Genomic DNA, 22,648 nt, shown 5'->3' with positions numbered 1-22,648 from the left:
CATATCAGCGGCGGATGTGTGAAGACGACGGTTGTCCCCAGCGAAAGGTAGACCAGATACGCCAATGCGAAGGGCTCAGCAGCAGCACCTCGATCATCAGTCCCGGCGAGGCCCCGACCGGCACCGTCTTGCGGACATAGGCATAGGTGCCGAAGCTGAAGGCCAGGGTCAGCGAGACCCAGGGAATGCCGCCAAGCTCGAAGGCCTGCACGGCGATGCCGATCACCGCGACGGCGACCGCGGCAGCCTGCCAGCGCGTCAGCCGCTCACTGAGAAGCGCCATGCCGATCGCGACATTGACGAGCGGATTGATGAAATAGCCGAAGCTGACCTCCAGCACCCGTCCCTCGCCGATCGCCCAGATGAACACCAGCCAGTTGACCGAGATCACCGCGGCCGACAGCGCAAGCCGCATCAGGTGACCCGGCACGCGCAGGATTGCTGCGATCTCGCTCCACCGGCCCGCCAGCCAGAGAAAGACGCCGACCGAGATCACCGACCAGATGATCCGCTGCGCGACGATCTGGTCCGCCGAGACCCCGGTGAGCACCTTGTAGTAGATGGGCAGAAAGCCCCACAAGACATAGGCCGAAAGCGCGAAGGCCAGGCCAGCGCGCGCCTCGCGCGCGTCCTGCGCACTGGTAGTGCCGGTCATTGAACGTGATCCGTGGTTCGCCGGTTATTCGGCCGCGGCCGAAGCATCCTGACGGCCGCCCAGCAGGCGGAAGGTAATGGAATCGATCAGCGCCTGGAACGACGCATCGACAATATTGGGCGAGACGCCGACGGTAAACCAGCGCGCGCCGGTTTTCGAGTTCATGCTTTCAACCAGAACTCGCGTCACCGCTTCGGTGCCGCCGTTGAGGATACGCACCTTGTAGTCGACAAGCACCAGATCCTCGATATCCGCTTGGTATTTCCCAAGATCCTTGCGCAACGCGATGTCGAGCGCGTTGACGGGCCGATGCCCTCGCCCACCGACATGCGCTCCTCGCCGTCGACGTCCACCTTGACGACCGCCTCCGACATGGTGACGAGATCGCCGATCGCGTTGAAGCGCCGTTCGACCATGACGCGGAAGCTCTTCACGTCGAAGAATTTCGGCACGTCGCCCAGGTGGCGCAGCGCCAGCAGCGAGAACGATGCATCCGCTCCCTCATAGGCGTAGCCTTGCGCCTCACGCTCCTTGAGTTCGCGCAGCAGACCGCCAAGACGCGGGTCCTTCTTGTCCACCGCGATGCCCAGCCGCGCCAGTTCATGCAGCACATTGGACATGCCGGCCTGGTCGGAGACCAGCACCCGGCGGCTGTTGCCGACGCCTTCCGGCGTCACGTGCTCGTAGGTGCGCGGATCCTTGAGAATGGCGGAGGCGTGGATGCCGGCCTTTGTGGCAAACGCCGACGCGCCGACATAGGGCGCATGGCGGTCCGGCGCCCGGTTCAACAGCTCGTCGAAGGCGTGCGACAGCGTGGTGATGCCCTCAAGCGACGCCTGCGATACGCCGGTCTCGAAGCGATCGGCGTATTCGGGCTTGAGCATCAAGGTCGGGATCAGGGAAATCAGATTGGCGTTGCCGCAACGCTCGCCAATGCCATTCAACGTGCCCTGGATCTGGCGCACGCCGGCCCGGACCGCGGCCAGCGCGTTCGCGACCGCCTGCTCCGTGTCATTGTGGGTGTGAATGCCCAGACGATCGCCCGGCACATGCCTGCAGACCTCGGTGACGATCTCGGTGATCTCATCGGGCAGCGTGCCGCCGTTGGTGTCGCACAGCACCACCCAGCGCGCACCGGCGCCATATGCCGCTTTCGCGCACGCCAGCGCGTACTCCGGATTGGCCTTGTATCCGTCGAAGAAATGCTCGCAGTCGAGCAGCGCCGTCTTGCCAGCGGCCACCGTCGCCTCGATGGACTGGCGAATGCCATCGAGGTTCTCCTCATTGGTCGTCCCGAGCGCCACCTTGACGTGATAGTCCCAGCTCTTGGCGACAAAGCAGATCGCATCGGAGGCGCAGTTCAAGAGGTCCTGCACGCCGGGATCGTTTTCAACCGAGCGCCCCGCCCGTTTGGTCATGCCAAAGGCCGTGAACGCGGCCTTCCGGGTGCGCTTTTCGGCGAAAAATTCCGTATCGAGCGGATTGGCGCCCGGATAGCCGCCCTCGACGAAATCGACGCCCAAGCTGTCCAGCATCTCCGCGATGGCGATCTTGTCAGCCAGCGAAAAGTCCACGCCGTTGGTCTGCGCGCCGTCTCTCAGAGTGGTATCAAACAGGTAGAGCCGTTCCTTGGTCATCAGCGCATTCCTTCGCCGCCCGAGACGGCATCTGTTTCCTCTCAGACCGGCACCGCCTTCGCGGCGTCAGTCAAGTCCGTCTCTCGGCGGCCATTCGGCGGTATCAAAATCGGGATGCTGAAACGATTTCAGCCTGCTCAGGAACTCCTGGGTGGCCTCGTCCGGTTCATCCTCCGTGCGGTGCGACGGCAAGCCGTCGAGCTCGGACAGCCAGGGCATGCGCCCTTCCATGCCGTACTGGATGCTCGGCCTGATCCGTTCGGGATGATCGAAGGCGCCGATCGCCAGCGCCACGCCCCCACGGGCGCGTCGTAGGTCAGCGGGGTGCCGCATTGGCTGCAAAAGCCGCGCTTCACCAGATTGGAGCTCTGGAAGGTCGCCGGCGCGCCGCGCGTCCATTCGAGCGTCGCATCGCCGACCGCCACCAGCGGCGCATAGAAGGCGCCGAAGGCTTTCTGGCACATGCGGCAGTGACAGATGCTGGCATGGCCGAGTTCACCGCTCACCGCAAAGCGCACCGCGCCGCATTGGCACCCGCCCGTGTGGCGTTCCGTCATGTCAGTCTCAGCCATCGCCGCCTCCACGCTTCGCCTCAATCCAGATCGTTTCGCATACACCATCGAGGTTGTTCATGACCTCGCCATTCCAGAACCTGATCACCCGCCAGCCCGCGGCTTCAAACCAGGCATCGCGCACGCCGTCGCGCGCCGCATTGGCCTCTTCCGCGTGCTGGGATCCATCCAGTTCGATCACCAGTCGATGCGTCGGCGCCGCGAAATCAACAATGTAGCGACCAACCGGCATCTGCCGCCGAAACCCGATACCGCCGAGCCGGTGCGCCCGCAGAACGTTCCAAAGCTTTCGCTCCGCATCCGTCATATCCTGGCGCAATCGCCTGGCGTTCGCGCGCAGTGACGGCGGCGTTCCGGCACCGGCCACCGATCCCTCCCCGGTCAGTCACGTTTCGCCGCCTTCCCCCCCTCTGTCCCCTTCCGGGGACATCTCCCCCGCAAGGGGGAGAGGAGAAGCGGCTCGGCCCTTTTCAATTCAGCAATCTCTCGCCGGCGGACCGTCCGGCCGAGATCGCAAAATCCATCCGCTGCGCCCCTCTCCCCCTTGCGGGGAGATGTCGGCGCAGCCGACAGAGGGGGTTACTTCAGCTCCCAGCTCGTCTCCAACTCGCCGGTCGAAGGGTTCTTGGCGTCCATCAGGACGATGCCCATGGCGACGAGTTCATCGCGGATGCGGTCGGCTTCCGACCAGTTCTTGGCGCCACGCGCCGCGATGCGCGCCGCAATGAGTTCTTCGACCTTCGCGGCCAATTCGGGGTCTGCCATGGCAGCCATGTCCACTTCTTGTTGTTTGCTGTGCCACTGGGCGGGATCGAGACCGAGGAATGTGGCGGCATCGACCAGTTTCTGAGCCGCGGCGGCGTCGCCGGAGCGGGCCTCGCGCGCATAGGCGTGAAGCGCTGCGAGCGCGCGCGGCGTGTTGAGATCATCGCACAACGCCTCGGCCAACTCCAAGGGCGGCGCTGCGTCGAGCGTGGCGACAATCTGGTGCCGGGCGATCAGCTCGGCCCAGCGTCCGATCAGCTTCTCCGCCTCGACGAGCGCGTGTTCGGTGAAATCGATCGGCTGGCGGTAATGCGTGGTCAGCATGACGAGACGCACAGCCAGACCCGGCCAGCGGCGCCCGCCGACCTTGTCCGTCTCCAGCAGCTCATGCACGGTGATGAAGTTGCCGAGCGATTTCGACATCTTCTCGCCTTCCACCTGGAGGAAGCCGTTGTGCATCCAGTATTTGGCCATGATCGCCGTGTCATGCGCGCAGCGCGACTGGGCGATCTCGTTCTCATGGTGCGGGAAGGTCAGATCGATGCCGCCGCCATGGATGTCAAACGTCTCGCCGAGATGTTTTTTCGCCATGGCCGAGCACTCGATGTGCCAGCCCGGACGGCCTTCGGCCGCGATGCCGCAGGGGCTGGGCCAGGACGGCTCGCCGGACTTGGAGGGCTTCCACAGCACGAAGTCCATCGCATCCTTCTTGTAGGGCGCGACCTCGACGCGCGCGCCGGCCTCCATGTCCTCCAGCGTGCGTCGGGACAGTCCGCCATACGCCTTCATCGAGGGCACATCGAACAGCACATGGCCCTCGGCGACATAGGCATGGCCCTTGGCGACCAGCGTCTCGATCATCGCCTTCATCTCGCCGATGTGCTCCGTGGCGCGCGGCTCGATGTCGGGATCGAGGGCGCCGAGCGCATGCATGTCGGCATGATACTGGGCCGCGGTCTTCTCGGTCAGTTCGCGGATCGAAACACCCTCGGCGGCCGCGCGCGCGTTGATCTTGTCGTCGACGTCGGTGATGTTGCGCACGTAGGTGACGTGATCCGGCCCGTAGAGATGACGCAGCAAGCGGTACAGCACGTCGAAGACGACGACCGGGCGCGCGTTGCCGATGTGCGCGTAGTCATAGACCGTCGGGCCGCAGACATACATGCGCACGTTGCCGGGATCGATCGGCGAGAAAACTTCCTTCTCGCGCTTCAGCGTGTTGAAAATCCGCAATTCCATTAAGAAAGCCCCGTTCCTCGGCGCCGGCCGGGGCGTTCGTCTTGCGATGTCAGGCAGGAGGAAACGGCCACGGTCGGCGATGTTGCTAGAGCAGATCCCCGTCGCGCAGGCCGGAAGGCCCGCAGGACAAGCGCCCTAACAGCAAATAATCTCGCCCAGAATGACAAAAGCGCGCGTGACCGTGATCATGACCGCCGGTTTAGGCCAATATCGCGGGAGTCGTCAAGAACGCCGTCCGCAAAATGCGCAGAAACCATCGTTTGCGGCGTCCCGGGCGCGGCGACTGCGACGCCGTGAAATTCCGGTCCTTCAGGCACCCTGCAAGCGGCCGCCTCCTTGTGACGATATTGATTTTCTCACCCCAAGGCGCAGAATGGTCAGCGATCGGCGGTCGAGACTTCCGTGGAGCGGGTGCCGGACCGATCCAATCGACATGTCTTTGAACTGTCAGAGGAATGATCCCCGCGGAACGCGGGATGTCGCGCGGCGTCGCTCGCCGCGACACCTGCCGGCGGCACGGTGGACGCAATGTGAGTTGTCATGGCAAGGACACCCGTCGTCACGAACGCCGAGACCTGCGAAAGCCTTGCCACGTCCGCGCCGTCATTCTCCGCAAAACGCGATCTGGCGCGTCAGTCCGAGGCGGCGGCCGCGTTCATCAAACTCCTCGCCTCCCCCGTCCGGTTGCACCTGCTGTGCCACGTCGCCGATGACGAAGTCTCCGTTGGCGAACTCGCGGAGCGGACCGGCATGCGCATGCCAACGGTCTCGCAACAACTGTCGCTGCTGCGCGCCCGGGGATCGTGCGGACACGGCGCAAGGGGACAACAATCTATTATCGCCGCGACAGCGCCCTCACCCGCGACATCATGGACGTGCTCATGCGGCACTTCTGCCCACCGTCCATCTGATGGCTGAAGTGACCTTGCGGAAACTACGTAGAAAAGCCTCCCGCAATCAACGGCATGAGTCCCCTGCCTGGCAGATCGATTCAACGTGTTGAGAAACCGATTCAAGGGCGCGCGCCTCCCATGGAACCCGTGGCGGACGGCGCCATTGCCGCTTGGCCCTATTCGTCGATCCAGTCGGCGCAGCGCGGCGGCTCGATGGTGCCCCAGGGCATGATCGGCACCGTCGAGGTGGAATTCTTCGGCGAGCCCTCGATCAGCTTGTCCGAATAAACCACATAGACCAGCGTGTTGCGCTTGGCGTCACAGCCGCGCACGATCTGCATCTTCTTGAAAATCAGCGAGCGGCGCTGGCTGAACATGTTGTCGCCCTGCTCGAACTTCTCCTTGAACGAAACAGGACCGACCTGGCGGCAGGCCAGTGAAATGTCGGACACCTCTTCCGCGACGCCGAGCCAGCCCGAGATGCCGCCCTTTTCAGGAACGGTGAAATGGCACGACACGCCCTCGACCAGCGGATCGTCGATGGCGTAGGTGGCCAGCTTGTGGTCCGGCGTGAGGAACTTCCACACGGTCGAGCGCTTGAAGATGAGCTCCGGCTGTTCGGCGGCCAGCGCCGCCTGACCGGACCAGGCGGTCATCAGGGTCAGCGCAAGCGCCGCAATGAACAGCCGCGCGGGTGAATGTTGCATATGTTTGAATCCCTTGTTCGATGCTGCTGATGTAGGGGGCGGAGCCGCCTTCGCCAGAGGGCCGTCGACCAAGGGCCGGCGCGTCGCACCCCAGCCAAGCTTCCGTGCGTGTTAGGTTCCATAACAAGGCGCCGCCCCTGTCCGGCACTCAGGTCAGGAGCGTCTCTTCGCGCCGCGCCGGGAGCTGAGCAGAACGCGAAGTCCGGCGAGGAAAAAGCCGGCGAGCGCGATGGTGAGGAACACCCATTTGTAGGTCGTCGTGCGGCTTGCCTCGTCCACCAGCACCTTGGTGACGTCCCGCGCGCCGGCGTCCAGCATGCGCCAGACCAGCCAGTTCTCCCAGTAGTCGAAAATGGCGGCGAGAAACGGCGCCGCGTAGATGACCGAGCGCAGCGTCACCGCCACGCGGTTCTCGCTGCGCGCCGCGCCGCGCATCAGCAGGATCGTGCCGAATCCCAGGGCCAGCGCATAGGCCAGCGGAAAGATCAGATCGAGCGGCAGCTGCACGTGGGCGTAATAGGCAATGCCGTCGGATCCGAGCGCGGACAACAGCGACTGCGCCTCGCCCAGCGAATAGCCGCCCGGGCGCGCATCGAAACTTGGAAGACCGCCGCTCAGCTCGGCGAAGCGCCGCCGCACGAGGAAGAAGGCGCCCAGCAACGCGACGGCGACCACGCCGCCACCAACCGCCAGCCGTTTCATGAGCCCCTCTGACATGTGTGCGCCTTCCATGTTCTTGACGATTCTGACCGATACTCTAGGACATACGGAGCGTTCACAGGAGACCGGGACATGAAACCGTCGAAACTGCCGCTAGCGGGCGCATGCCGATGCGGTGGCGTGACTGTCGAGATCAGCGCGCCGCCGCTGATGACCGCGGCATGTCATTGCACCGGCTGTCAGAAAATGAGCGGCAGCGCCTTCTCCCTGACCGCCATGATTCCCGGCGATGCATTTTCCGTGACAAAAGGCGACACGGTGATCGGCGGGCTGAAGGGTCCCCAGTTGCACCATCATTTCTGTCCCGACTGCATGAGTTGGATGTTCACACGGATCGAAGGCCTGGATGCTTTCGTCAATGTCCGCCCGAGCCTGTTTGACGATCATGCATGGTTCTCGCCCTTCATCGAGACCATGACCCGCGAGAAGCACGCCTGGGCGCAAACGCCGGCGCGGCATCACTTCGAGGGGTTTCCGCCCATGGAGGAGATGCAGAAGCTTTTTGCGGAATTCGCGGCGGCCGAATAGGCCAACCGCGGGCGAGGCGGTCCGGGCCTGTGTCAGTCCGCACGCTTTGCGAGTGCGATGGCCTGCGCCAGGACGTTCGGCTCGCCAATGTGGTTGGCCAGCAACAGCACCAGCTTGGCGTTGAGTTCGGCGCTCTGCTCATCGTCGAGACCGCGATGGGCGTCGACCAGCGCGTTGTAGAGCGCATCTGGCTCGGCCAGCTGGGAGGTCGTGATCAAGTCCGCCATCGAATGGCTCCTGCGTGTGTGTCGCGCCTGGTCATGCGCCCGCGGCGCATGCCCGCGCCATGGCCGCGCCCAGCATGTCCGGGTCGTAACTCCGGAACCGGGCGGCAAGGTGCTGGTCGGGGCGGATCAGATAGGTCGCGCCCGGCGTCGCGTCATAGCGCTTGGCGAAATGCCCCGCAACGTCATCCATGAGGTCTCGACCGACAACGATCAACGCCGCTCCGGGAACGGGTTCGGGCGCCTCGCCTCCCGCCACGTGCAGAACGGTGAAGCCGGGGCCGAGCGCCCGCAGCAGCCACACGGCGTCACCGGAGGCTGTCGTCATCGGACAGTCGGGCACCGGAGCGCCAAGCCGCGCGCTGCCGGCGAACGGCTTGGCGTCCGGTGTGCTCAGGGGCGTGTCACGGTAGACCGTGGGTGTGGACAGTCGGCCGGAGTTGACCATGTCGCGGGCGAATGGTGTCTTGGCCGCCAGGTCCAGCACCGCGTTGCGCAGGCGGCGTTCCATCGGCGTCTTGGGCGCGATGAAATCGGTCGACCGGGTGGAATGCGCGATGTTCTCGTCCGCCGCCGCCGAGCGTTCCAGATCGTAGCTTTCCAGCAGCGCCTTTGCGGCCTGCCCGCGGATCACCAGATCCAGCTTCCACGCCAGATTCTCGGCGTCCTGCACGCCGGAATTGGCGCCGCGCGCGCCAAACGGCGAGACCTGATGCGCGGAATCGCCCGCGAAGATCACCCGGTCGTGCACAAACCCAGCGATCCGCCGGCACTGGAAGGTGTAAAGCGACACCCACTCCAGCTCAAAATTGCTGTGCCCGAGCATGCGCTCGATGCGCGGCACGACGTTTTCCGGTTTCTGCTCCTCGACCTGATCGGCCTCCCAGCCAAGCTGCAGATCGATGCGCCAGATGTCGTCGGGCTGTTTGTGCAGCAGCGCCGACTGACCGGCGTGGAACGGCGGATCGAACCAGAACCAGCGCTCGGAAGGAAAGTCGGCCGTCATCTTCACATCGGCGATGAGAAACCGGTCCTCGAACACCTGTCCGTCGAAGGCGATGCCCAGCATGCCGCGCAGGGGCGACTTGGCGCCGTCGCAGGCAATCAGCCAATCGGCATCGAGCTCAAAAGGACCGTCCGGCGTCTCCAGCGTCACGCGCACATGGTCGCCGCGCTGCTCTACCATTGTCACCTTGTTGCGCCAGCGCAGGTCGATGTCCGGTATCTCGGCGATGCGTTCGACGAGAAACAGCTCCGCGTAATATTGCTGCAGGTTGATGAAGGCCGGCATCTTGTGGCCGTCCTCGGGCAGCAGGTCGAACTGATAGACCAGCTTGTCGCGCAGAAAATTCTTGCCCACGCGCCAGGTGACGCCGGTCTCGACCATCGGCTTGCCGACACCGAGCCGATCCCAGATCTCCAGCGTCCGCTTGGCGAAGCAGATGGCGCGCGAACCCTCGCCGATGCGGTCGGCGTCATCCACGATGACCACCTTCTGACCGCGCTGCGCCAGATCGATGGCGAGACTCATGCCCACGGGCCCCGCGCCGACGATCACCACCGGATGGCGTGCGGGCGCGCCCGCGTCCTGATCAGCGGATCGGCGATAGCCGAATTGATACAGCGTCTTGCGCTCACCGGCCCCGATGCCGGCGGTGTCGACAGTCATTCAGCGTCCTCCCAAACGCATGTTTCAGGCTCTCGCGATCTGCGGCCGGCGCATGCCGCCCATCCTTCGAGACGCGCCAGATGGCGCTCCTCAGGATGAGGACCTGCAAGGTGCGAGGTGTTTCATTACACAGCCCATCAACACGAAAACCTCATCCTGAGGAGGCCGCCTTCGCGGTCGTCGCGAAGGATGGGCCCCTTGCCCGGAGATCCTCACGCCCCTCAGCCCTGCAGCGCGTTCCACATCTCGCGGTCGCGCTCGGCGGTCCAGATCTGCGGATGATCCATCCCCTTGGCCTCGTCGTAGGCGCGGGCGACGTTGAACGGCAGGCAATGCTCGTGGATGGCGAAGGAGCCGAATTTCGGCGCCATCAGCTCGCGCACGGTATCAAACGCTTCCTTCAGGGTGCGGCCCTGCTCGGCGGACTTGGACACCGAACCGTATAGCGTGGTGAGGAACTCGCGGGTCAGGGCAATGCCCTCATTGACCATCTCGGGCGAGCCGAGCGCGTCGCCGCGGCCCGGCACCAGCGCCTTGGGCTCGAAGGCGGCGATGCGGTCGAGTGTCTTCGGCCAGTCGCCGAAATGCCCGTCGCCGCAATAGCACGCCGAGTGGTATTCGACGATGTCGCCGGAGAACATGACGCCCGCGTCCGGCACCCAGACGACGATGTCGCCCATGGTGTGCGCGCGGCCCAGGTGCATGATCTTCACCTCGCGCTTGCCCAGCCAGAGGGTCATCGAGGAGGAGAACGTCTGCGTTGGCCAGGTCAGGCCGGGAATGCTGTCGGCAGCCTGGAACAGGCGCGGGAACCGGCCGAATTCGCTGTCCCAATCCTGCTGGCCGCGCTCGACGATCATCCGGCGGGTCAGATCGGAGGCGATGATCTCGCTTGCGCCATAGGCCGAAGCACCGAGCACGCGCACCGCGTGATAGTGGCTCAGCACCACATGCTTGATCGGCTTGTCGGTGACGGTGCGGATGCGGTCGATGACCTTCTGCGCCATCACCGGGGTCGCCTGGGCGTCGATCACCATGACGCTGTCGTCGCCGACGATGATGCCGGTGTTCGGATCGCCCTGCGCGGTGAAGGCGTAGCAGCCCGGGGCGATTTCACCGAAGGAGATTTCCTTCTCTTCCATGTCGCCTGCGGACGCGAATTCCTTGGCCATTGTCGTCTCCGTTGTCGTTTCCTCGCAGCGGGCGCGCCCGCGCGACAGGTATCTTGAAAAAGCGTCGTGAAGTTACTCGGCCGGATCGTATTGCGTGACGGTCTGGCTGATCGCGCCGAAGATCGACCCGCCATCATCGTCCTTCATCTCGATGCGGACGCGGTCGCCGAACGTCATGAAGGGGGTCTTCGGCGCGCCCTCGACGATGGTCTCCACCGTGCGCCTCTCGGCGATGCAGGAGTAGCCGACGCCGCCCTCGGCAATCGTCTTGCCGGGCCCGCCGTCGAGCTTGTTGGAGACGGTGCCCGAGCCGATGACGCAGCCCGCGCCCAGCGGCCGGGTCTTGGCCGCGTGTGCGATCAGCCTCGGCATGTCGAAGGTCATGTCGGTGTCGCAGCGCGCCTTGCCGAAGGCCTCGCCGTTGTATTCGACCATCAGCGCGCGCGCGATCGTGCCGCCGGTCCAGTCGTCACCCAGTTCGTCGGGCGTGATCGCCACCGGTGAAAACGCGGACGACGGCTTGGCCTGAAAGAAGCCGAAGCCCTTGGCCAGTTCGCCGGGAATGAGGTTGCGCAGCGACACGTCGTTGACCAGCATCAGCAGCTTGATATGGCCGGCCGCGGCCTCCCGGCTGACGCCCATGGGCACATCGTCGGTCACGATGGCGATTTCCGCCTCGAAATCGATGCCCCAGGCGTCGTCGGCGAGCGCAATCGGCGCGTGCGGCGGCAGGAAACTGTCGGAGCCGCCCTGATACATCAGCGGGTCCGTCCAGAAGGTCTCCGGCATCTCGGCGCCGCGGGCCTGGCGCACCAGCTCCACGTGATTGACGTAGGCGGAGCCGTCCGCCCACTGGTAGGCGCGCGGCAGCGGCGACAGGCACAGCGCCTCGTCGAAGGGCTCGCCCTTGATCTGGCCGATGTCGAGCCGGGTCGAGAGATCGCGCAGTTCCGGCTCGGCGCGCGCCCAGTCGTCCAGCGCCGCCTGCACGCTGCCCGCCACGGTGCCCGCCGGCGTGTAGCGCTTCAGATCCCGGGAGACGACGACAAACAGGCCGTCGCGCGTTTGGTCATTGAGGCTGGCGAGTTTCATATCCGCGTCATGTCCCTGTCGAGGCCGCCGTCGCTGAAATCCGGATTCTCCAAAACATGGTCCGGGCGTCCGCACACACTTGATACGCACAATGCTCTAGGGCAAATTGGTTACATGTGCAACCATCGTCGTACAAGTCCCGTCAGATGATCCCGGTGGCGCCCATCAACCCGAGCCGAACGCGAGTCTCATGAGCGAAAACGCCAAATCCGGATCGCCCCTCGGGCGCGCATCCACCGTCGATGGCCGGTTGAACCTGCAGGAGTTCCTGCCCTATCGGCTCAGCATCCTGGCCGACACCGTGAGCCAATCGTTGTCGCAACTCTACAACGCCCGCTACGGCATCGCCATTCCCGAGTGGCGGGTCATCGCCATCCTGGGTCAATACGGCACCGTGACGGCCAAGCAGATCGGCGCCTGCTCGCGCATGCACAAGACCAAGGTCAGCCGGGCGGTTGCGACGCTTGAACACAAGGGACTGGTGGAGCGGGCGGCCAACAGTGACGACATGCGCGAAGCTTTCGTGACGCTGAGCGAGACCGGCCGCGCCATCTACGGCCAGATCACGCCGGCGGCGGCCGAATTCGCCGATGCGCTGCTCGGCGCGTTGACTGCCGCGGAACGCGCGCATCTGGAAGCCATTCTGACCCGGCTGAACGATCACGCGCTGGTGCTCGCAGACGACATCGCCAACGGCCGCCCCCTGCGCCCCGGCGGATCTGAACCGGAGGGCAAGAGCTGATGCCTCGACCCGTGCTCCACGACTATTTTCGCTCTTCCGCCGCCTACAGGGTGCGCATCGCCCTCAACCTCAAGGGGATCGACTATACGCAACATGCGGTCAACCTCATCCGCGACGGCGGCGAGCATCTCAGCGACGCCTACCGGGCCATCAATCCGCAGGCGCGGGTGCCGAGCCTGGAAACCGCCGACGGTGACGTGCTGATCCAGTCGCCCGCAATCCTCGAGTGGCTCGAGGAGACGCACCCGACCCCGCCGCTGCTGCCCGCCGGTACAATGGCGCGCGCGCGCATTCGCGCCGTCGCGGCGATCATCGCCTGTGACATTCATCCGCTGAACAATTTGGGTGTCATGGGCTACCTGAAAGGCCCGTTGGGCTGCACCCAGGACGCGGTGAATGCCTGGTACGCGCATTGGGTTTACAAAGGTTTTTCCGCCATCGAAACGCTGCTGCGCCGGGCTGAGACATCCGGACCCTTTGCCTTCGGCGACTTGCCGACGCTCGCCGACGTCTATCTGGTGCCGCAGGTGTTCAACGCGCGGCGGTTCAACGTGCCGCTCGACGCCTATCCGCGCATTGTCGCCGCGGACGCCGCCTGCGCCGATATTCCCGCCTTCGCCAAGGCCCATCCGTCACGCCAGCCGGACGCCGTGTGACAGGCGCGCCGTGCTCGCACCGGTGCATGGTTTCCGCCCGTCGTGCTACCATGGCGATGCCAGCCATGGTATTGCAGCCCGCGCCGTGGCTTTGACACATTGATCTGCGGCAATGGGGATTCGCGGTAGCAGGTGCGCCTCATGAGCCCTGGTTCGTTTTTTTGCGTTGCGTGACGAGAGTTTGATGATGATCCGGCCGCTGATTGCCATGACGCTGTGCGCCCTCACGATGGGCATCCCGCGCGCCCATGCGCAGGGCGATGTCTGCGCCGGACTTGAAAACGAGCTTGCGCGGCTGTCCAGCCTTGCCGGCGGACCCTCCTCACAGCTCGACAAGTGGGATCAGGCCATCGCCGCGCAAACCACGGCTGTTCAACGCTCCGAGCAACACCGGCGGCGCGCGGGCTGCGACGGCGGCGCCTTCCTGTTCCGCAACGCCGATCCTGTCCAGTGCAAGGCCCGCGACAGGCAGCTTCGCGACATGCGCGCCAAGCTCGCCAAGATGGAGCGCGACCGCGACCGGGTGGCACGCAAGGCGAATTCGGGTTCCGGCACGGAACGGCGCATTGCCGTCATTCGCAGCCAGCTGCGCCAGAACCGCTGCGGCGCGCCGCAATATCAGGCCCGTTCGCGGGAGTGGAACGACGCGGAGAGCAGCAACGGCCGCGTCCGCTATGTGCCGAGCAACGGCGGACGGCTTTTCAGGCGCGTCGCGCCCGACGGCAACGGTATTGTCGATGCGCGGCCCGATCGCCGCTCGGAAGGCCTGTTCGGCCTGCTGTTCGGCGGATCCCCGCGCCGCGACCGCGACTACCGCTATGAAAACGACTGGGGCGGCAGCTTTGCCGGCACCTATCGCACGCTCTGCGTGAGAACCTGTGACGGCTACTATTTTCCGATCAGCTTCTCGACCACCGAAGCCAGCTTTTCGCGCGACAGCGCCATGTGCAACAGCATGTGCCCCGGCACCGATGCGCGGCTGTTCATCCATCACAATCCCGGACAGGACAGCAAACAGATGGTCGCACTCGACGGTCAGCCCTATGTGGAACTCGAGAGCGCCTTCCGCTACCGGGATGAATTCGATCCCGACTGCAGTTGCCATGCGCAGGGACAGGTTTCGGCGGGCAGCAGCCGTCTGATCGCTGTTACCATGAGCGGCGACGATGATTGGCGGACACTGCGGGAGGTCACGGCGCCGACGACCGGCACCGCGCGCCTGGCGCCGCTGGAGATACCGCAACCCCTGCGCAAATTGCCCTTCGACGCGGACCCGGATACGCTCGCCAACCAGCGCGGCGGATTTTCGCCTCAAGCGCTGCTCAGGACGATGAACGCGGCGGTGACGAAGGAAATCACCAAGACCGCCTCGGCCGCCAACAGCGGGGCCTCGGACGAGAAGGCCCCCAAAGGCGCGGATGATGTCAGGATAGTCGGGCCAAGCTATTTCGTCGCCCAATAAGCGGCAGCAGGCGGGCAAGTTCCGGCCCGTGATCGAGGCCGGTCAGCGCCTTGCGCAGGGGCATGAACAGCCCCCGCCCCTTGCGCCCCGTGGCGTCCTTGACCGCCGTGGTCCAGCTCTTCCAGGTCGTCTCGTCCCAAGGCTCGTCGGGCAACAGGTCGCGCGCCTGAGCAACCATCTCCGCGTCCTCCGCCGCGATCACCGGCTCAACAGGCCCGTCGACCACGCGCCACCAGTCCGGCACCTCGCCGAGTTTGGCGATGTTGCCGCACACCGCCTCCCAGAACGCCCGCGCACGATCGTCCTCCACGCCCGCATCGCTCAGCGCCTGCGCGACCTGCGCATAGTCCATGTGATGCAGCAGCTTGGCGTTGAGGCCATCGAGATCAGCCGGATCGAACGCCGCCGGCGAACGCGACACCGACCCGAGATCAAAGCGCTCGGCCAGTTCCGCCATGGTGGCGACCGGCTCGACCGCGTGCGACGTTCCGATCAGAACGGCAAGGCTCGCAACGGTCATCGGCTCATATCCCGCCTCGCGCAGGCTGGCCACCGACAGCGCGCCGGACCGCTTGGAGAGCCCCTCGCCGCTCGACGTCGTCAGCAGGTTGTGATGCGCGAACGCCGGCGGAATCGCGTCCAGCGCCTTGAAAATCGCGATCTGCACGCCGGTGTTGGCGACATGATCCTCGCCGCGGATAACGTGGCTGACGGCCATGTCGATATCGTCGACGATGGACGGCAACGTGTAGAGATAAGTGCCGTCGCCGCGGATCAGCACCGGATCGGAGAGCGACGCCAGATCGACGCTCTGCAGCCCGCGGCACAGATCGTCCCAGGCGACTTCCGTCTTGACCGGCACCTGCGGGTCGCTTTCGAAATTGGGCAGCAGGAAGCGCCAGTGCGGCTTGCGGCCTTCTTCCTCGAACGCGGCCTTCTCCTCGTCCGACAGCAGCAGCGCCGAGCGGTCGTAAACCGGCGGCATGCCGCGCGCGCGGCGGCGCTTGCGGCGGCGATCGAGCTCATCCGGCGTCTCAAAGCACGGGTACAGCAGCCCGGCGGCCCTGAGCGTTGCCGCGGCTTCCTCATAGCGGGCCACGCGGGCGGACTGGCGCTCGACGCGATCCGGTGTCACACCCAGCCACGCCAGATCGCGCGCGATCCCGTCGGCATATTCCGCTTTCGACCGCTCCACATCGGTGTCGTCGAAGCGCAGGATGAACCGGCCGCCGGCCTTTTGCGCATAGAGCCAGTTGAACAGCGCCGTGCGGACATTGCCGATGTGGATATTGCCCGTGGGCGAAGGCGCGAAGCGAACGGTCGGTGTCATGGTCTTGTCACGTCTTTGCTGGCCTGGGGTCAGGTCGTGTCGCGAAAGCGGTTGGTGATCGGATAGCGGCGGTCACGGCCGAAATTGCGCGCGGTCACCTTGACGCCCGGGGCCGCCTGACGGCGCTTGTATTCCGCCACATAAAGCAGGTTCTCGATCCGGTGGATCTCCTGGCGGTCGTGGCCGCGCGCGGCGATCTCGTCGACGCTCATTTCCCGCTCCACCAGACATTCGAGCATGTCGTCGAGCACCTCATAGGGCGGCAGGGAATCCTGGTCCTTCTGATCCTCGCGCAACTCGGCCGTCGGCGCCTTGGTGATGATCCGCGACGGGATCACTTCCCCCTTCGGACCGTGCGCGTCCACCGGCCAGTGCGCATTGCGCCATTCCGCAAGCCGGTAGACTTCCGTCTTGTACAGATCCTTGATCGGATTGAAACCGCCGTTCATGTCGCCGTACAGAGTGGCGTAGCCAACCGACATTTCCGACTTGTTGCCGGTTGTCACCAGCATCGGTCCGAACTTGTTGGAGATCGCCATGAGCAGCATACCGCGGGCGCGGGCCTGGATGTTCTCCTCAGTGACGTTCGGCGCCTGGCCGTGGAATACCGGTTTCAATGTCTCAAACGCGCCTTCGACCGTGGCCTCGATGGGCACGATATCGTAGCGCACGCCGAGCAGGCGGGCGCACTCGGCCGCGTCCTCCAGGCTCTCGCTGCCGGTGTAGCGGTAGGGCAGCATCACGCAATGCACCTTGTCAGCACCCAGCGCGTCCACCGCCATGGCGGCGCAGACGGCGGAATCGATGCCGCCCGACATGCCCAGAACCACGCCGGGAAATCCGTTCTTGATCACATAGTCGCGCAAGCCCATGACGCAGGCCCGCCAATTGGCTTCCGCCTGATCGGCAAGCGCCGCGCGGGTGTCGTCGACGCAGCGCCAGACGTTGTCCGCATTGCGCTCGAAGCCGATCACCTCGATCGCCTCGACGAACTGCGGCAGTTGCACCGCCAGGGTGCGGTCGGCCTGCAGCACAAAGGAACCGCCATCGAAGACAAGCTCATCCTGTCCGCCCACCTGGTTGACATAGACCATCGGCAGACCGGTTTCGACGACGCGGGCGACCATCACCTGCAGCCGCTCCTCGGCCTTGTTGCCCCAGAACGGCGACCCGTTGGGCACCACGAGAATCTCGGCTCCGGTCTCCTCGAGGCATTCGGCGATCTCCTCGACCCACATGTCCTCGCAGATCGGCACGCCCAGCCGCACGCCACGAAACGACACCGGACCGGGAATCGGGCCAGGCTCGAACACGCGCTTTTCATCGAACACACCGTAGTTCGGCAGTTCCACCTTGGTGCGCACCGCAAGGACCTTGCCCTCATCGAGAAGGCACACGGCGTTGTAGAGCTTTCCGTCGATCCGCCAGGGCGCGCCGAGCAGCATGGCCGGACCGCCGTCCGCCGTCTCCGCCGCAAGCGCCTCGACAGCCTCGCGGCAGGCCTCGACAAACGCGGGCTTCAGCACAAGATCCTCGGGCGGATAGCCCGCTATGAACAGCTCGGGGTAAACGATCAGGTCGGCGTTGGCGCGCGCGGCCTGCGCCCGGCCCTTGCGCACCTTTTCCGCATTGCCCGCGATGTCGCCCAAGGTCGGATTGAGCTGGGCGATGGCGAGGCGGAATCGGTCGGCAATCGAATGGGTCATGGTCTGGCGTCCGGCGGAATCAATCCCAACGGCGTGTTGCCGCCATCGGGGCAATTCAATCCGAAGGTTCAATTGGATATCAGCGTGAACGGCGACGCGGAAGGCTGCGTTCCCCGAACGGCTACCACTAGAGCGTTTCCTTGATAAATGGAACCATTCTGCGGAGATGAATTTTGTCGAGGATCAAGAGGATTGGCGAAGGGCATATCGCGGATATGGCCGAGACGGGCCTCGCCGATATTCGGGAAAATTCATCCCGCCCAAAGGGTTGGTCCAAACCGGCCGTCCGCCGCGTCAACGGCCTCTGCCGTAGCATGGGCTACGCCGTTCGCCCGTTTCCTCGCGGATCGAACCGGCTTGGACCAACAGAATTGATTCCATTTAACAAGGAAACGCTCGAGAGCATCCAGCGCTCGAGGGAAAGCCGACATACTGTCTCCAATCCCGGCTGCCTGGCCTCCGCCATCCGGCTCGGCCGGCGTTCACACGGCGCCACGCTGACCGCGCAGATCGGCAAGGCGCATGGAGTCAACGCGAGGGGCTGTGCGGGAGTGCATTGAAAGCGCGCAACAGGCAAACGCGGCGCCGTCCGGATATCAGAACAAGGTGCTGGTGCGCGGCAAGGGCGTCGCCATGACCGCGGCGATTTTCGCCAGCGTCTTGGAATCGGGTTCCGCGCCGCGCGGCATCGGACCAAAGTAACCGGGGACGCGAACGAAGGGCCGGGTCTCGGTGACGATCCGCTCGATACGCTGGTAGAGCTGGGTGGGCGACACCGGCTTGGCCAGGAACTCATTGGCCCCCAGGCGCGCCGCCTGCACCACATAGGCGCGCTTGTTGAACGACGTCAGCATGATCACCGGCGTGGTCGCGACCGCCTGATCCTTGTCTTTGCGCAGGCGCTTGATGAAGTCCGCGCCGTTGACCGGCGCCATGACCCAATCGCAAATAACGATATCCGGCCGGTACTTGAGCAAGCGCTCCATGCCGATGCGCCCGTCTTCCGCCAGATGCACCACGCCGCAGCCCAGCCCCTGCAACACGGCGCGCAGCAGCGATCGCATGAACAGATTGTCGTCAATCACCAGGACCGAAATCTTATTCAAGGAAATGCGCACGCTCACAAGCAGCCTCCCACGCACCCGACGGATAACGTACATATCCCATGGTAATATTTCTGATTTGTTAAACGATAAGCGATGTTCATCAGAATAAATCAAATGAACGTTTATATATATTTGGGCGCCCCGGACACCAATCCTCCGGATTTGTCACCGAATACGGCGTCATCCCAGTATACAGCGCACTCGCATTTTCAAATATGCATTCTAAATAAGTATATTACGACACCCGGGGACGGCGGCAGGAACGGCGACTTGAGTCACCCGTGACCTGGAGGAGGTCCGTTTCGCGGAAATCCACCGGATCGTTTCAAAACAAATCCGGACGGGCAATCGGCTCCCACTTCTCCCGGACTGATTCTATTGGAATGCGAAGGCGTCCATGCGCAACACGCCATACTCATGGCTTGAGTGAATGCACGCCCCGGCGCGGTTCCCCTTGGCTGCGCCAATCGCCACGAGAACGGGCAGATAGTGCTCGTCCGTGGGATGATTGCGCACGGCGTGGGGCGCGCGGGCGCGATAGTCGGCGAGCGCCTCAGCATCGCCCGCGGCGATCCTGTCGCCTACCCAGTCGGCAAATTCCTTCACCCAGGCCGGTTCGGCGTCGGCCAGCGCCCTGCGCCCGCCATCTGGCGCCCGCAACTCGTGCAGATTGTGGGTCAGCGATCCGGACCCGATCACCAGGATGTTCTCGTCGGCCAGCGACGAAAGCGCTTCGCCCATACGCAGATGATGCGCGGGGCCCATGTCCGGCTGCACGGCGATCTGCACCACGGGAATATCTGCATCCGGATAGAGCAGCGACAAGGGCACCCAGGTGCCGTGGTCGTAGCCGCGCTCGGCAACCAGATCCGGCGCCAGCCCCGCGTCACCGAGCAACCGCGCGACACGCTGGGCGACAGCGGGCGCGCCAGGGGCCCGATATTGCACCTGATAGAGTTCCTTTGGAAAGCCGTGCATGTCGTAGATCATGCCCGGCGCGGGGTCGGTGACGACGGACGGCCGCTCGGTCTCGAAATGCGCCGAGGCGATAACGATGGCGTCCGGTTTTCCGAGCTGAGCGCCATAGCTGCCCAGAAACGCCCGCGCGGCGGTGTTCTGCAGCAGCAGCATCGGCGATCCGTGCGAAATGAAAAGCGGCGGCAAGCGCGACATGGCGAACGCTCCAGATGATTGAGTTTCCTGCAACGGGAATCCCATATCGCACGCCCGCCGGTCAATCGGCATGCGTTGAACGCACTGTTGAGACCGCGGGAACACCGGAAAACAATAGGCAACCGGAAAACAAAGACGGCGCCACGCGGGCGCCGTCCAGAAAGCAGTTTGCAAGGTGAACGCTACGACACGGCCGCGATCTGCTGACGTCCGTCGCGTTCCTTCTTGAGGTTTTCCGCAACCAGGAAGGCCAGCTCAAGCGCCTGATCGGCGTTCAACCGCGGATCACAATGGGTGTGATAGCGATCCGACAGGTCGTCGTCGGAAATCGCCCGCGCGCCGCCGGTGCATTCGGTGACATTCTTGCCGGTCATCTCCACATGGATGCCACCCGCGTGGGTGCCTTCCGCCCGGTGCACCGTGAAGAAGGCTTCCACCTCGCTCATGATGCGGTCGAACGGACGGGTCTTGAAGCCCGAGGTCGCCTTGATCGTGTTGCCGTGCATCGGATCGCACGACCACACCACCTTGCGGCCTTCGCGCTCCACCGCGCGCACCAGCGCCGGCAGATGATCATAGACCTTGTCCGCGCCAAAACGGGCGATCAGCGTCATGCGGCCGGCCTCATTCTCCGGGTTGAGAATGTCCAGGGCGCGCAGCAGCTCGTCCGGCTCGATCGAGGGGCCGCACTTCATGCCGATCGGGTTCTTGATGCCGCGGAAGAATTCCAGATGCGCATGGTCGAGCTGGCGGGTGCGGTCGCCGATCCACAGCATGTGGCCGGAGGTCGCGTACCAGTCGCCGGACGTGGAATCGACACGCGTCATTGCTTCCTCGTAGCCAAGCAGCAGCGCTTCGTGGCTGGTGAAGAAATCGGTCGAGCGCAACTGCGGCGCGGTGTCCGGATCGATGCCGCAGGCGCGCATGAAGTTGAGCGACTCGGAGATGCGGTCCGCCAGCACCTGATAGCGATGCGCCTGCGGGCTGTCCTTGACGAAACCCAGCATCCAACGATGCACGTGGTCGAGATTGGCGAAACCGCCCTGCGCGAAGGCGCGCAGCAGATTCAGCGTGGCCGCCGACTGGCGGTAGGCCATCTCGAGGCGCGCGGGATCCGGCTCGCGGCCGGCTTGGGTGAAATCGATGTCGTTGACGATGTCGCCACGATAACTCGGCAGCTCCACATCGCCCTGCTTCTCGGTCGACGAGGAGCGCGGCTTTGCGAACTGTCCCGCGATGCGCCCCACTTTCACCACCGGCGAGGCGGCTGCATAGGTCAGCACGACCGCCATTTGCAGAAAGACCCGGAAGAAATCGCGGATGTTGTCGGCGTCATGCTCGGCGAAGCTCTCGGCGCAGTCGCCGCCCTGGAGCAGAAACGCCTTGCCGTTGGCAACCTCGGCGAGCTGCTTCTTCAGCTTGCGCGCCTCGCCTGCGAAAACCAGCGGCGGATAGCTCGCAAGCCGAGCTTCCATGGCCTCGAGCGCTGCCTGATCCCGATACTCGGGCACCTGCTGAACCGGCTTCGAGCGCCAGGTTTTCGGTGTCCATTTCTCCGCCATGATCGTCTCCCTGGTACGCAACCAATGTGCCTTGTCCGGCACCTCGTCCCGCCTTGCATGATAGTGTGGCCGTCGCGAGCGTTCCATATCCCCTAATCGGGACCTGTCCCGCAAGACCGTTTCGCCCAAAACATGCGGGTATCCCTTCCAAATGGGAAGCGCCCCGCCAGCCTGCCAGCACGGGCGCGTTTATACACGCAGCAACCGTACAAGGCCACCGGTTTGCCCGATGCATTTACCGAAGCGATTATAGCAGACATTGTTCAGCGAGAGAGAAAGCACCAGGTCACATCGGAACGCGCATGAAATTGGAGCACGAACACACGCGGGATGCCATCGCACGGCGTATCCGCAAGGGGCCGCAAGTCAACTACCTGCGCGACTGGGTCTATGGCGGCATCGACGGGGCGGTGACCACCTTTGCGATCGTCGCGGGCGTGATCGGCGCGGATCTGTCGGCGGGCGTCATTCTGGTTCTGGGCCTTGCCAATCTGCTGGCCGACGGATTTTCCATGGCGGCGGCGAATTACTCCGGCACGAAGACGGAACTCGACGACTACAAGCGCCTCAGGCTTATGGAAGAGACCCACATCGCCCAATATCCGGATGGCGAACGGGAAGAAATCCGCCAGATTTTCCTGGCCAAGGGCTTTGTCGGCGACGAACTGGAGCGCATCGTCAAACTCGTCACGGCGCACAAGGAGAACTGGATAGACACCATGCTCACCGAGGAGCATGGCGTGTCGCTGGCCCAGCGCTCGCCGGCCAAGGCCGCCGGCTCGACCTTCGCCGCCTTCGTCCTGTGCGGTACGGTCCCCCTGCTGCCCTTCGCGCTGCATACCGGTGCCTCGGCGTTCATCGCCACCGTGATGACCGCGATGGTGTTCTTCGCTATCGGCTCGATCAAGAGCCGCTGGTCGACTCAACACTGGGTCTGGTCGGGACTGGAAACCACGAGCATTGGCCTTGCCGCCGCGGGCATCGCGTGGGCGATCGGCCATCTGCTGCAGGGACTGGTCGGCTGAAGCAGGCTCCCCC

Annotated in this window: 21 protein-coding genes and 2 pseudogenes; 7 read left to right on the top strand and 16 right to left on the bottom strand. The window is 64.4% G+C overall.

Features of this window, described 5'->3' with window-relative positions; translation table 11 throughout:
• Window positions 1-4: 4 nt before the first annotated feature.
• From rarD to cysS, 5 genes and pseudogenes are all read right to left on the bottom strand, one after another.
• Window positions 5-655, bottom strand: coding sequence for an EamA family transporter RarD (gene rarD / locus D1F64_RS10000; protein ID WP_205470724.1), 651 nt, complete (start codon window positions 653-655; stop codon window positions 5-7).
• 24 nt (window positions 656-679) lie between these two features.
• A pseudogene (gene cimA, locus D1F64_RS09995) lies at window positions 680-2,292 on the bottom strand (citramalate synthase).
• 66 nt (window positions 2,293-2,358) lie between these two features.
• A pseudogene (locus D1F64_RS09990) lies at window positions 2,359-2,849 on the bottom strand (GFA family protein).
• A 7-nt stretch (window positions 2,850-2,856) separates the two neighbouring features.
• Window positions 2,857-3,231: an endonuclease domain-containing protein gene (locus D1F64_RS09985; RefSeq protein WP_248304706.1), complete on the bottom strand. Its 375-nt coding sequence runs from the start codon at window positions 3,229-3,231 to the stop codon at window positions 2,857-2,859.
• 212 nt (window positions 3,232-3,443) lie between these two features.
• Window positions 3,444-4,868, bottom strand: a complete 1,425-nt coding sequence (gene cysS / locus D1F64_RS09980) for a cysteine--tRNA ligase (protein WP_117412321.1) — start codon at window positions 4,866-4,868, stop codon at window positions 3,444-3,446.
• Window positions 4,869-5,408: 540 nt separating this feature from the next.
• Here cysS and D1F64_RS09975 point away from each other — a divergent pair.
• The gene (locus tag D1F64_RS09975) at window positions 5,409-5,786 is read left to right on the top strand and encodes a metalloregulator ArsR/SmtB family transcription factor (protein ID WP_205470723.1); all 378 of its coding nucleotides are present in this window, start codon (window positions 5,409-5,411) and stop codon (window positions 5,784-5,786) included.
• A 151-nt stretch (window positions 5,787-5,937) separates the two neighbouring features.
• On the opposite strand, the gene D1F64_RS09970 is transcribed toward D1F64_RS09975, so the two are convergent.
• Window positions 5,938-6,417 (bottom strand): CreA family protein, encoded by a 480-nt coding sequence (locus tag D1F64_RS09970; protein ID WP_248304764.1) that lies wholly within the window; start codon window positions 6,415-6,417, stop codon window positions 5,938-5,940.
• 204 nt (window positions 6,418-6,621) lie between these two features.
• Complete coding sequence (locus tag D1F64_RS09965; RefSeq protein WP_162901459.1) at window positions 6,622-7,185, bottom strand: hypothetical protein; 564 nt, start codon at window positions 7,183-7,185, stop codon at window positions 6,622-6,624.
• A 75-nt stretch (window positions 7,186-7,260) separates the two neighbouring features.
• Here D1F64_RS09965 and D1F64_RS09960 point away from each other — a divergent pair, with 75 nt between their 5' ends.
• Window positions 7,261-7,716: a GFA family protein gene (locus D1F64_RS09960; RefSeq protein ID WP_117412318.1), complete on the top strand. Its 456-nt coding sequence runs from the start codon at window positions 7,261-7,263 to the stop codon at window positions 7,714-7,716.
• A gap of 32 nt (window positions 7,717-7,748) precedes the next feature.
• Here the strand turns inward: D1F64_RS09960 and D1F64_RS09955 are convergent, their stop codons facing one another.
• From D1F64_RS09955 to D1F64_RS09940, 4 genes are all read right to left on the bottom strand, one after another.
• Window positions 7,749-7,943 (bottom strand): DUF2783 domain-containing protein, encoded by a 195-nt coding sequence (locus D1F64_RS09955; protein ID WP_117412317.1) that lies wholly within the window; start codon window positions 7,941-7,943, stop codon window positions 7,749-7,751.
• Between the two features lie 31 nt (window positions 7,944-7,974).
• On the bottom strand, window positions 7,975-9,609 hold the full coding sequence (locus tag D1F64_RS09950; RefSeq protein WP_117412316.1) for an FAD-dependent oxidoreductase: 1,635 nt from the start codon (window positions 9,607-9,609) through the stop codon (window positions 7,975-7,977).
• A gap of 221 nt (window positions 9,610-9,830) precedes the next feature.
• Window positions 9,831-10,781: an MBL fold metallo-hydrolase gene (locus D1F64_RS09945; protein WP_117412315.1), complete on the bottom strand. Its 951-nt coding sequence runs from the start codon at window positions 10,779-10,781 to the stop codon at window positions 9,831-9,833.
• 72 nt (window positions 10,782-10,853) lie between these two features.
• Complete coding sequence (locus D1F64_RS09940) at window positions 10,854-11,873, bottom strand: fumarylacetoacetate hydrolase family protein (protein WP_117412314.1); 1,020 nt, start codon at window positions 11,871-11,873, stop codon at window positions 10,854-10,856.
• Between the two features lie 190 nt (window positions 11,874-12,063).
• Here D1F64_RS09940 and D1F64_RS09935 point away from each other — a divergent pair, with 190 nt between their 5' ends.
• The 3 genes from D1F64_RS09935 to D1F64_RS09925 all read left to right on the top strand — a co-directional run bounded on the left by D1F64_RS09935 (window position 12,064) and on the right by D1F64_RS09925 (window position 14,733).
• On the top strand, window positions 12,064-12,615 hold the full coding sequence (locus tag D1F64_RS09935) for a MarR family transcriptional regulator (protein WP_117412313.1): 552 nt from the start codon (window positions 12,064-12,066) through the stop codon (window positions 12,613-12,615).
• The gene (maiA, locus tag D1F64_RS09930; protein ID WP_117412312.1) at window positions 12,615-13,271 is read left to right on the top strand and encodes a maleylacetoacetate isomerase; all 657 of its coding nucleotides are present in this window, start codon (window positions 12,615-12,617) and stop codon (window positions 13,269-13,271) included. Before D1F64_RS09935 ends, maiA begins: the two co-directional genes overlap by 1 nt.
• A gap of 184 nt (window positions 13,272-13,455) precedes the next feature.
• Window positions 13,456-14,733, top strand: coding sequence for a DUF2865 domain-containing protein (locus D1F64_RS09925; protein WP_117412311.1), 1,278 nt, complete (start codon window positions 13,456-13,458; stop codon window positions 14,731-14,733).
• On the opposite strand, the gene gltX is transcribed toward D1F64_RS09925, so the two are convergent.
• Both gltX and D1F64_RS09915 read right to left on the bottom strand, forming a co-directional pair.
• Window positions 14,696-16,063: a glutamate--tRNA ligase gene (gene gltX / locus D1F64_RS09920; RefSeq protein ID WP_117412310.1), complete on the bottom strand. Its 1,368-nt coding sequence runs from the start codon at window positions 16,061-16,063 to the stop codon at window positions 14,696-14,698. The two genes, D1F64_RS09925 and gltX, sit on opposite strands and share 38 nt — an antisense overlap.
• A gap of 29 nt (window positions 16,064-16,092) precedes the next feature.
• A complete protein-coding gene (locus tag D1F64_RS09915; protein ID WP_117412309.1) occupies window positions 16,093-17,769 on the bottom strand; it encodes an NAD+ synthase in 1,677 nt (558 codons plus the stop codon).
• A 173-nt stretch (window positions 17,770-17,942) separates the two neighbouring features.
• Here D1F64_RS09915 and D1F64_RS23285 point away from each other — a divergent pair, with 173 nt between their 5' ends.
• On the top strand, window positions 17,943-18,329 hold the full coding sequence (locus D1F64_RS23285; protein ID WP_162901458.1) for a hypothetical protein: 387 nt from the start codon (window positions 17,943-17,945) through the stop codon (window positions 18,327-18,329).
• A gap of 36 nt (window positions 18,330-18,365) precedes the next feature.
• Here D1F64_RS23285 and D1F64_RS09910 read toward each other — a convergent pair whose 3' ends face one another.
• From D1F64_RS09910 to D1F64_RS09900, 3 genes are all read right to left on the bottom strand, one after another.
• Entirely contained in the window at window positions 18,366-18,893 is a 528-nt protein-coding gene (locus tag D1F64_RS09910; RefSeq protein ID WP_162901457.1) for a response regulator, read from the bottom strand.
• A 357-nt stretch (window positions 18,894-19,250) separates the two neighbouring features.
• The gene (locus D1F64_RS09905) at window positions 19,251-20,048 is read right to left on the bottom strand and encodes a class III extradiol ring-cleavage dioxygenase (RefSeq protein ID WP_117412307.1); all 798 of its coding nucleotides are present in this window, start codon (window positions 20,046-20,048) and stop codon (window positions 19,251-19,253) included.
• Window positions 20,049-20,230: 182 nt separating this feature from the next.
• Window positions 20,231-21,610: a 3-deoxy-7-phosphoheptulonate synthase class II gene (locus tag D1F64_RS09900; RefSeq protein WP_117412306.1), complete on the bottom strand. Its 1,380-nt coding sequence runs from the start codon at window positions 21,608-21,610 to the stop codon at window positions 20,231-20,233.
• A 302-nt stretch (window positions 21,611-21,912) separates the two neighbouring features.
• Here D1F64_RS09900 and D1F64_RS09895 point away from each other — a divergent pair, with 302 nt between their 5' ends.
• Window positions 21,913-22,635 carry a VIT1/CCC1 transporter family protein gene (locus tag D1F64_RS09895; protein WP_117412305.1) on the top strand — a complete coding sequence of 241 codons (723 nt, stop codon included), beginning with the start codon at window positions 21,913-21,915 and terminating at the stop codon, window positions 22,633-22,635.
• Window positions 22,636-22,648 lie beyond the last annotated feature (13 nt).

It is taken from the genome of Breoghania sp. L-A4, from assembly GCF_003432385.1.
GTDB lineage: Bacteria > Pseudomonadota > Alphaproteobacteria > Rhizobiales > Stappiaceae > Breoghania.
Note: the sequence above shows the minus strand (reverse complement) of the source record. Positions and strands in the feature narration are given on the sequence as shown.

What these genes read in the sequence shown, in the direction of transcription:
- D1F64_RS09915 (WP_117412309.1), bottom strand. Translation starts at nt 17,769, where the DNA reads ATGACCCATTCGATTGCCGACCGATTCCGCCTCGCCATCGCCCAGCTC.
- D1F64_RS09895 (WP_117412305.1), top strand. Translation starts at nt 21,913, where the DNA reads ATGAAATTGGAGCACGAACACACGCGGGATGCCATCGCACGGCGTATC.
- cysS (WP_117412321.1), bottom strand. Translation starts at nt 4,868, where the DNA reads ATGGAATTGCGGATTTTCAACACGCTGAAGCGCGAGAAGGAAGTTTTC.
- D1F64_RS09970 (WP_248304764.1), bottom strand. Translation starts at nt 6,417, where the DNA reads ATGACCGCCTGGTCCGGTCAGGCGGCGCTGGCCGCCGAACAGCCGGAG.
- gltX (WP_117412310.1), bottom strand. Translation starts at nt 16,063, where the DNA reads ATGACACCGACCGTTCGCTTCGCGCCTTCGCCCACGGGCAATATCCAC.
- D1F64_RS09940 (WP_117412314.1), bottom strand. Translation starts at nt 11,873, where the DNA reads ATGAAACTCGCCAGCCTCAATGACCAAACGCGCGACGGCCTGTTTGTC.
- D1F64_RS09905 (WP_117412307.1), bottom strand. Translation starts at nt 20,048, where the DNA reads ATGTCGCGCTTGCCGCCGCTTTTCATTTCGCACGGATCGCCGATGCTG.
- D1F64_RS09935 (WP_117412313.1), top strand. Translation starts at nt 12,064, where the DNA reads ATGAGCGAAAACGCCAAATCCGGATCGCCCCTCGGGCGCGCATCCACC.
- maiA (WP_117412312.1), top strand. Translation starts at nt 12,615, where the DNA reads ATGCCTCGACCCGTGCTCCACGACTATTTTCGCTCTTCCGCCGCCTAC.
- D1F64_RS09925 (WP_117412311.1), top strand. Translation starts at nt 13,456, where the DNA reads ATGATGATCCGGCCGCTGATTGCCATGACGCTGTGCGCCCTCACGATG.
- D1F64_RS09955 (WP_117412317.1), bottom strand. Translation starts at nt 7,943, where the DNA reads ATGGCGGACTTGATCACGACCTCCCAGCTGGCCGAGCCAGATGCGCTC.
- D1F64_RS09960 (WP_117412318.1), top strand. Translation starts at nt 7,261, where the DNA reads ATGAAACCGTCGAAACTGCCGCTAGCGGGCGCATGCCGATGCGGTGGC.
- D1F64_RS09950 (WP_117412316.1), bottom strand. Translation starts at nt 9,609, where the DNA reads ATGACTGTCGACACCGCCGGCATCGGGGCCGGTGAGCGCAAGACGCTG.
- D1F64_RS09965 (WP_162901459.1), bottom strand. Translation starts at nt 7,185, where the DNA reads ATGTCAGAGGGGCTCATGAAACGGCTGGCGGTTGGTGGCGGCGTGGTC.
- D1F64_RS09975 (WP_205470723.1), top strand. Translation starts at nt 5,409, where the DNA reads ATGGCAAGGACACCCGTCGTCACGAACGCCGAGACCTGCGAAAGCCTT.
- rarD (WP_205470724.1), bottom strand. Translation starts at nt 655, where the DNA reads ATGACCGGCACTACCAGTGCGCAGGACGCGCGCGAGGCGCGCGCTGGC.
- D1F64_RS09900 (WP_117412306.1), bottom strand. Translation starts at nt 21,610, where the DNA reads ATGGCGGAGAAATGGACACCGAAAACCTGGCGCTCGAAGCCGGTTCAG.
- D1F64_RS09945 (WP_117412315.1), bottom strand. Translation starts at nt 10,781, where the DNA reads ATGGCCAAGGAATTCGCGTCCGCAGGCGACATGGAAGAGAAGGAAATC.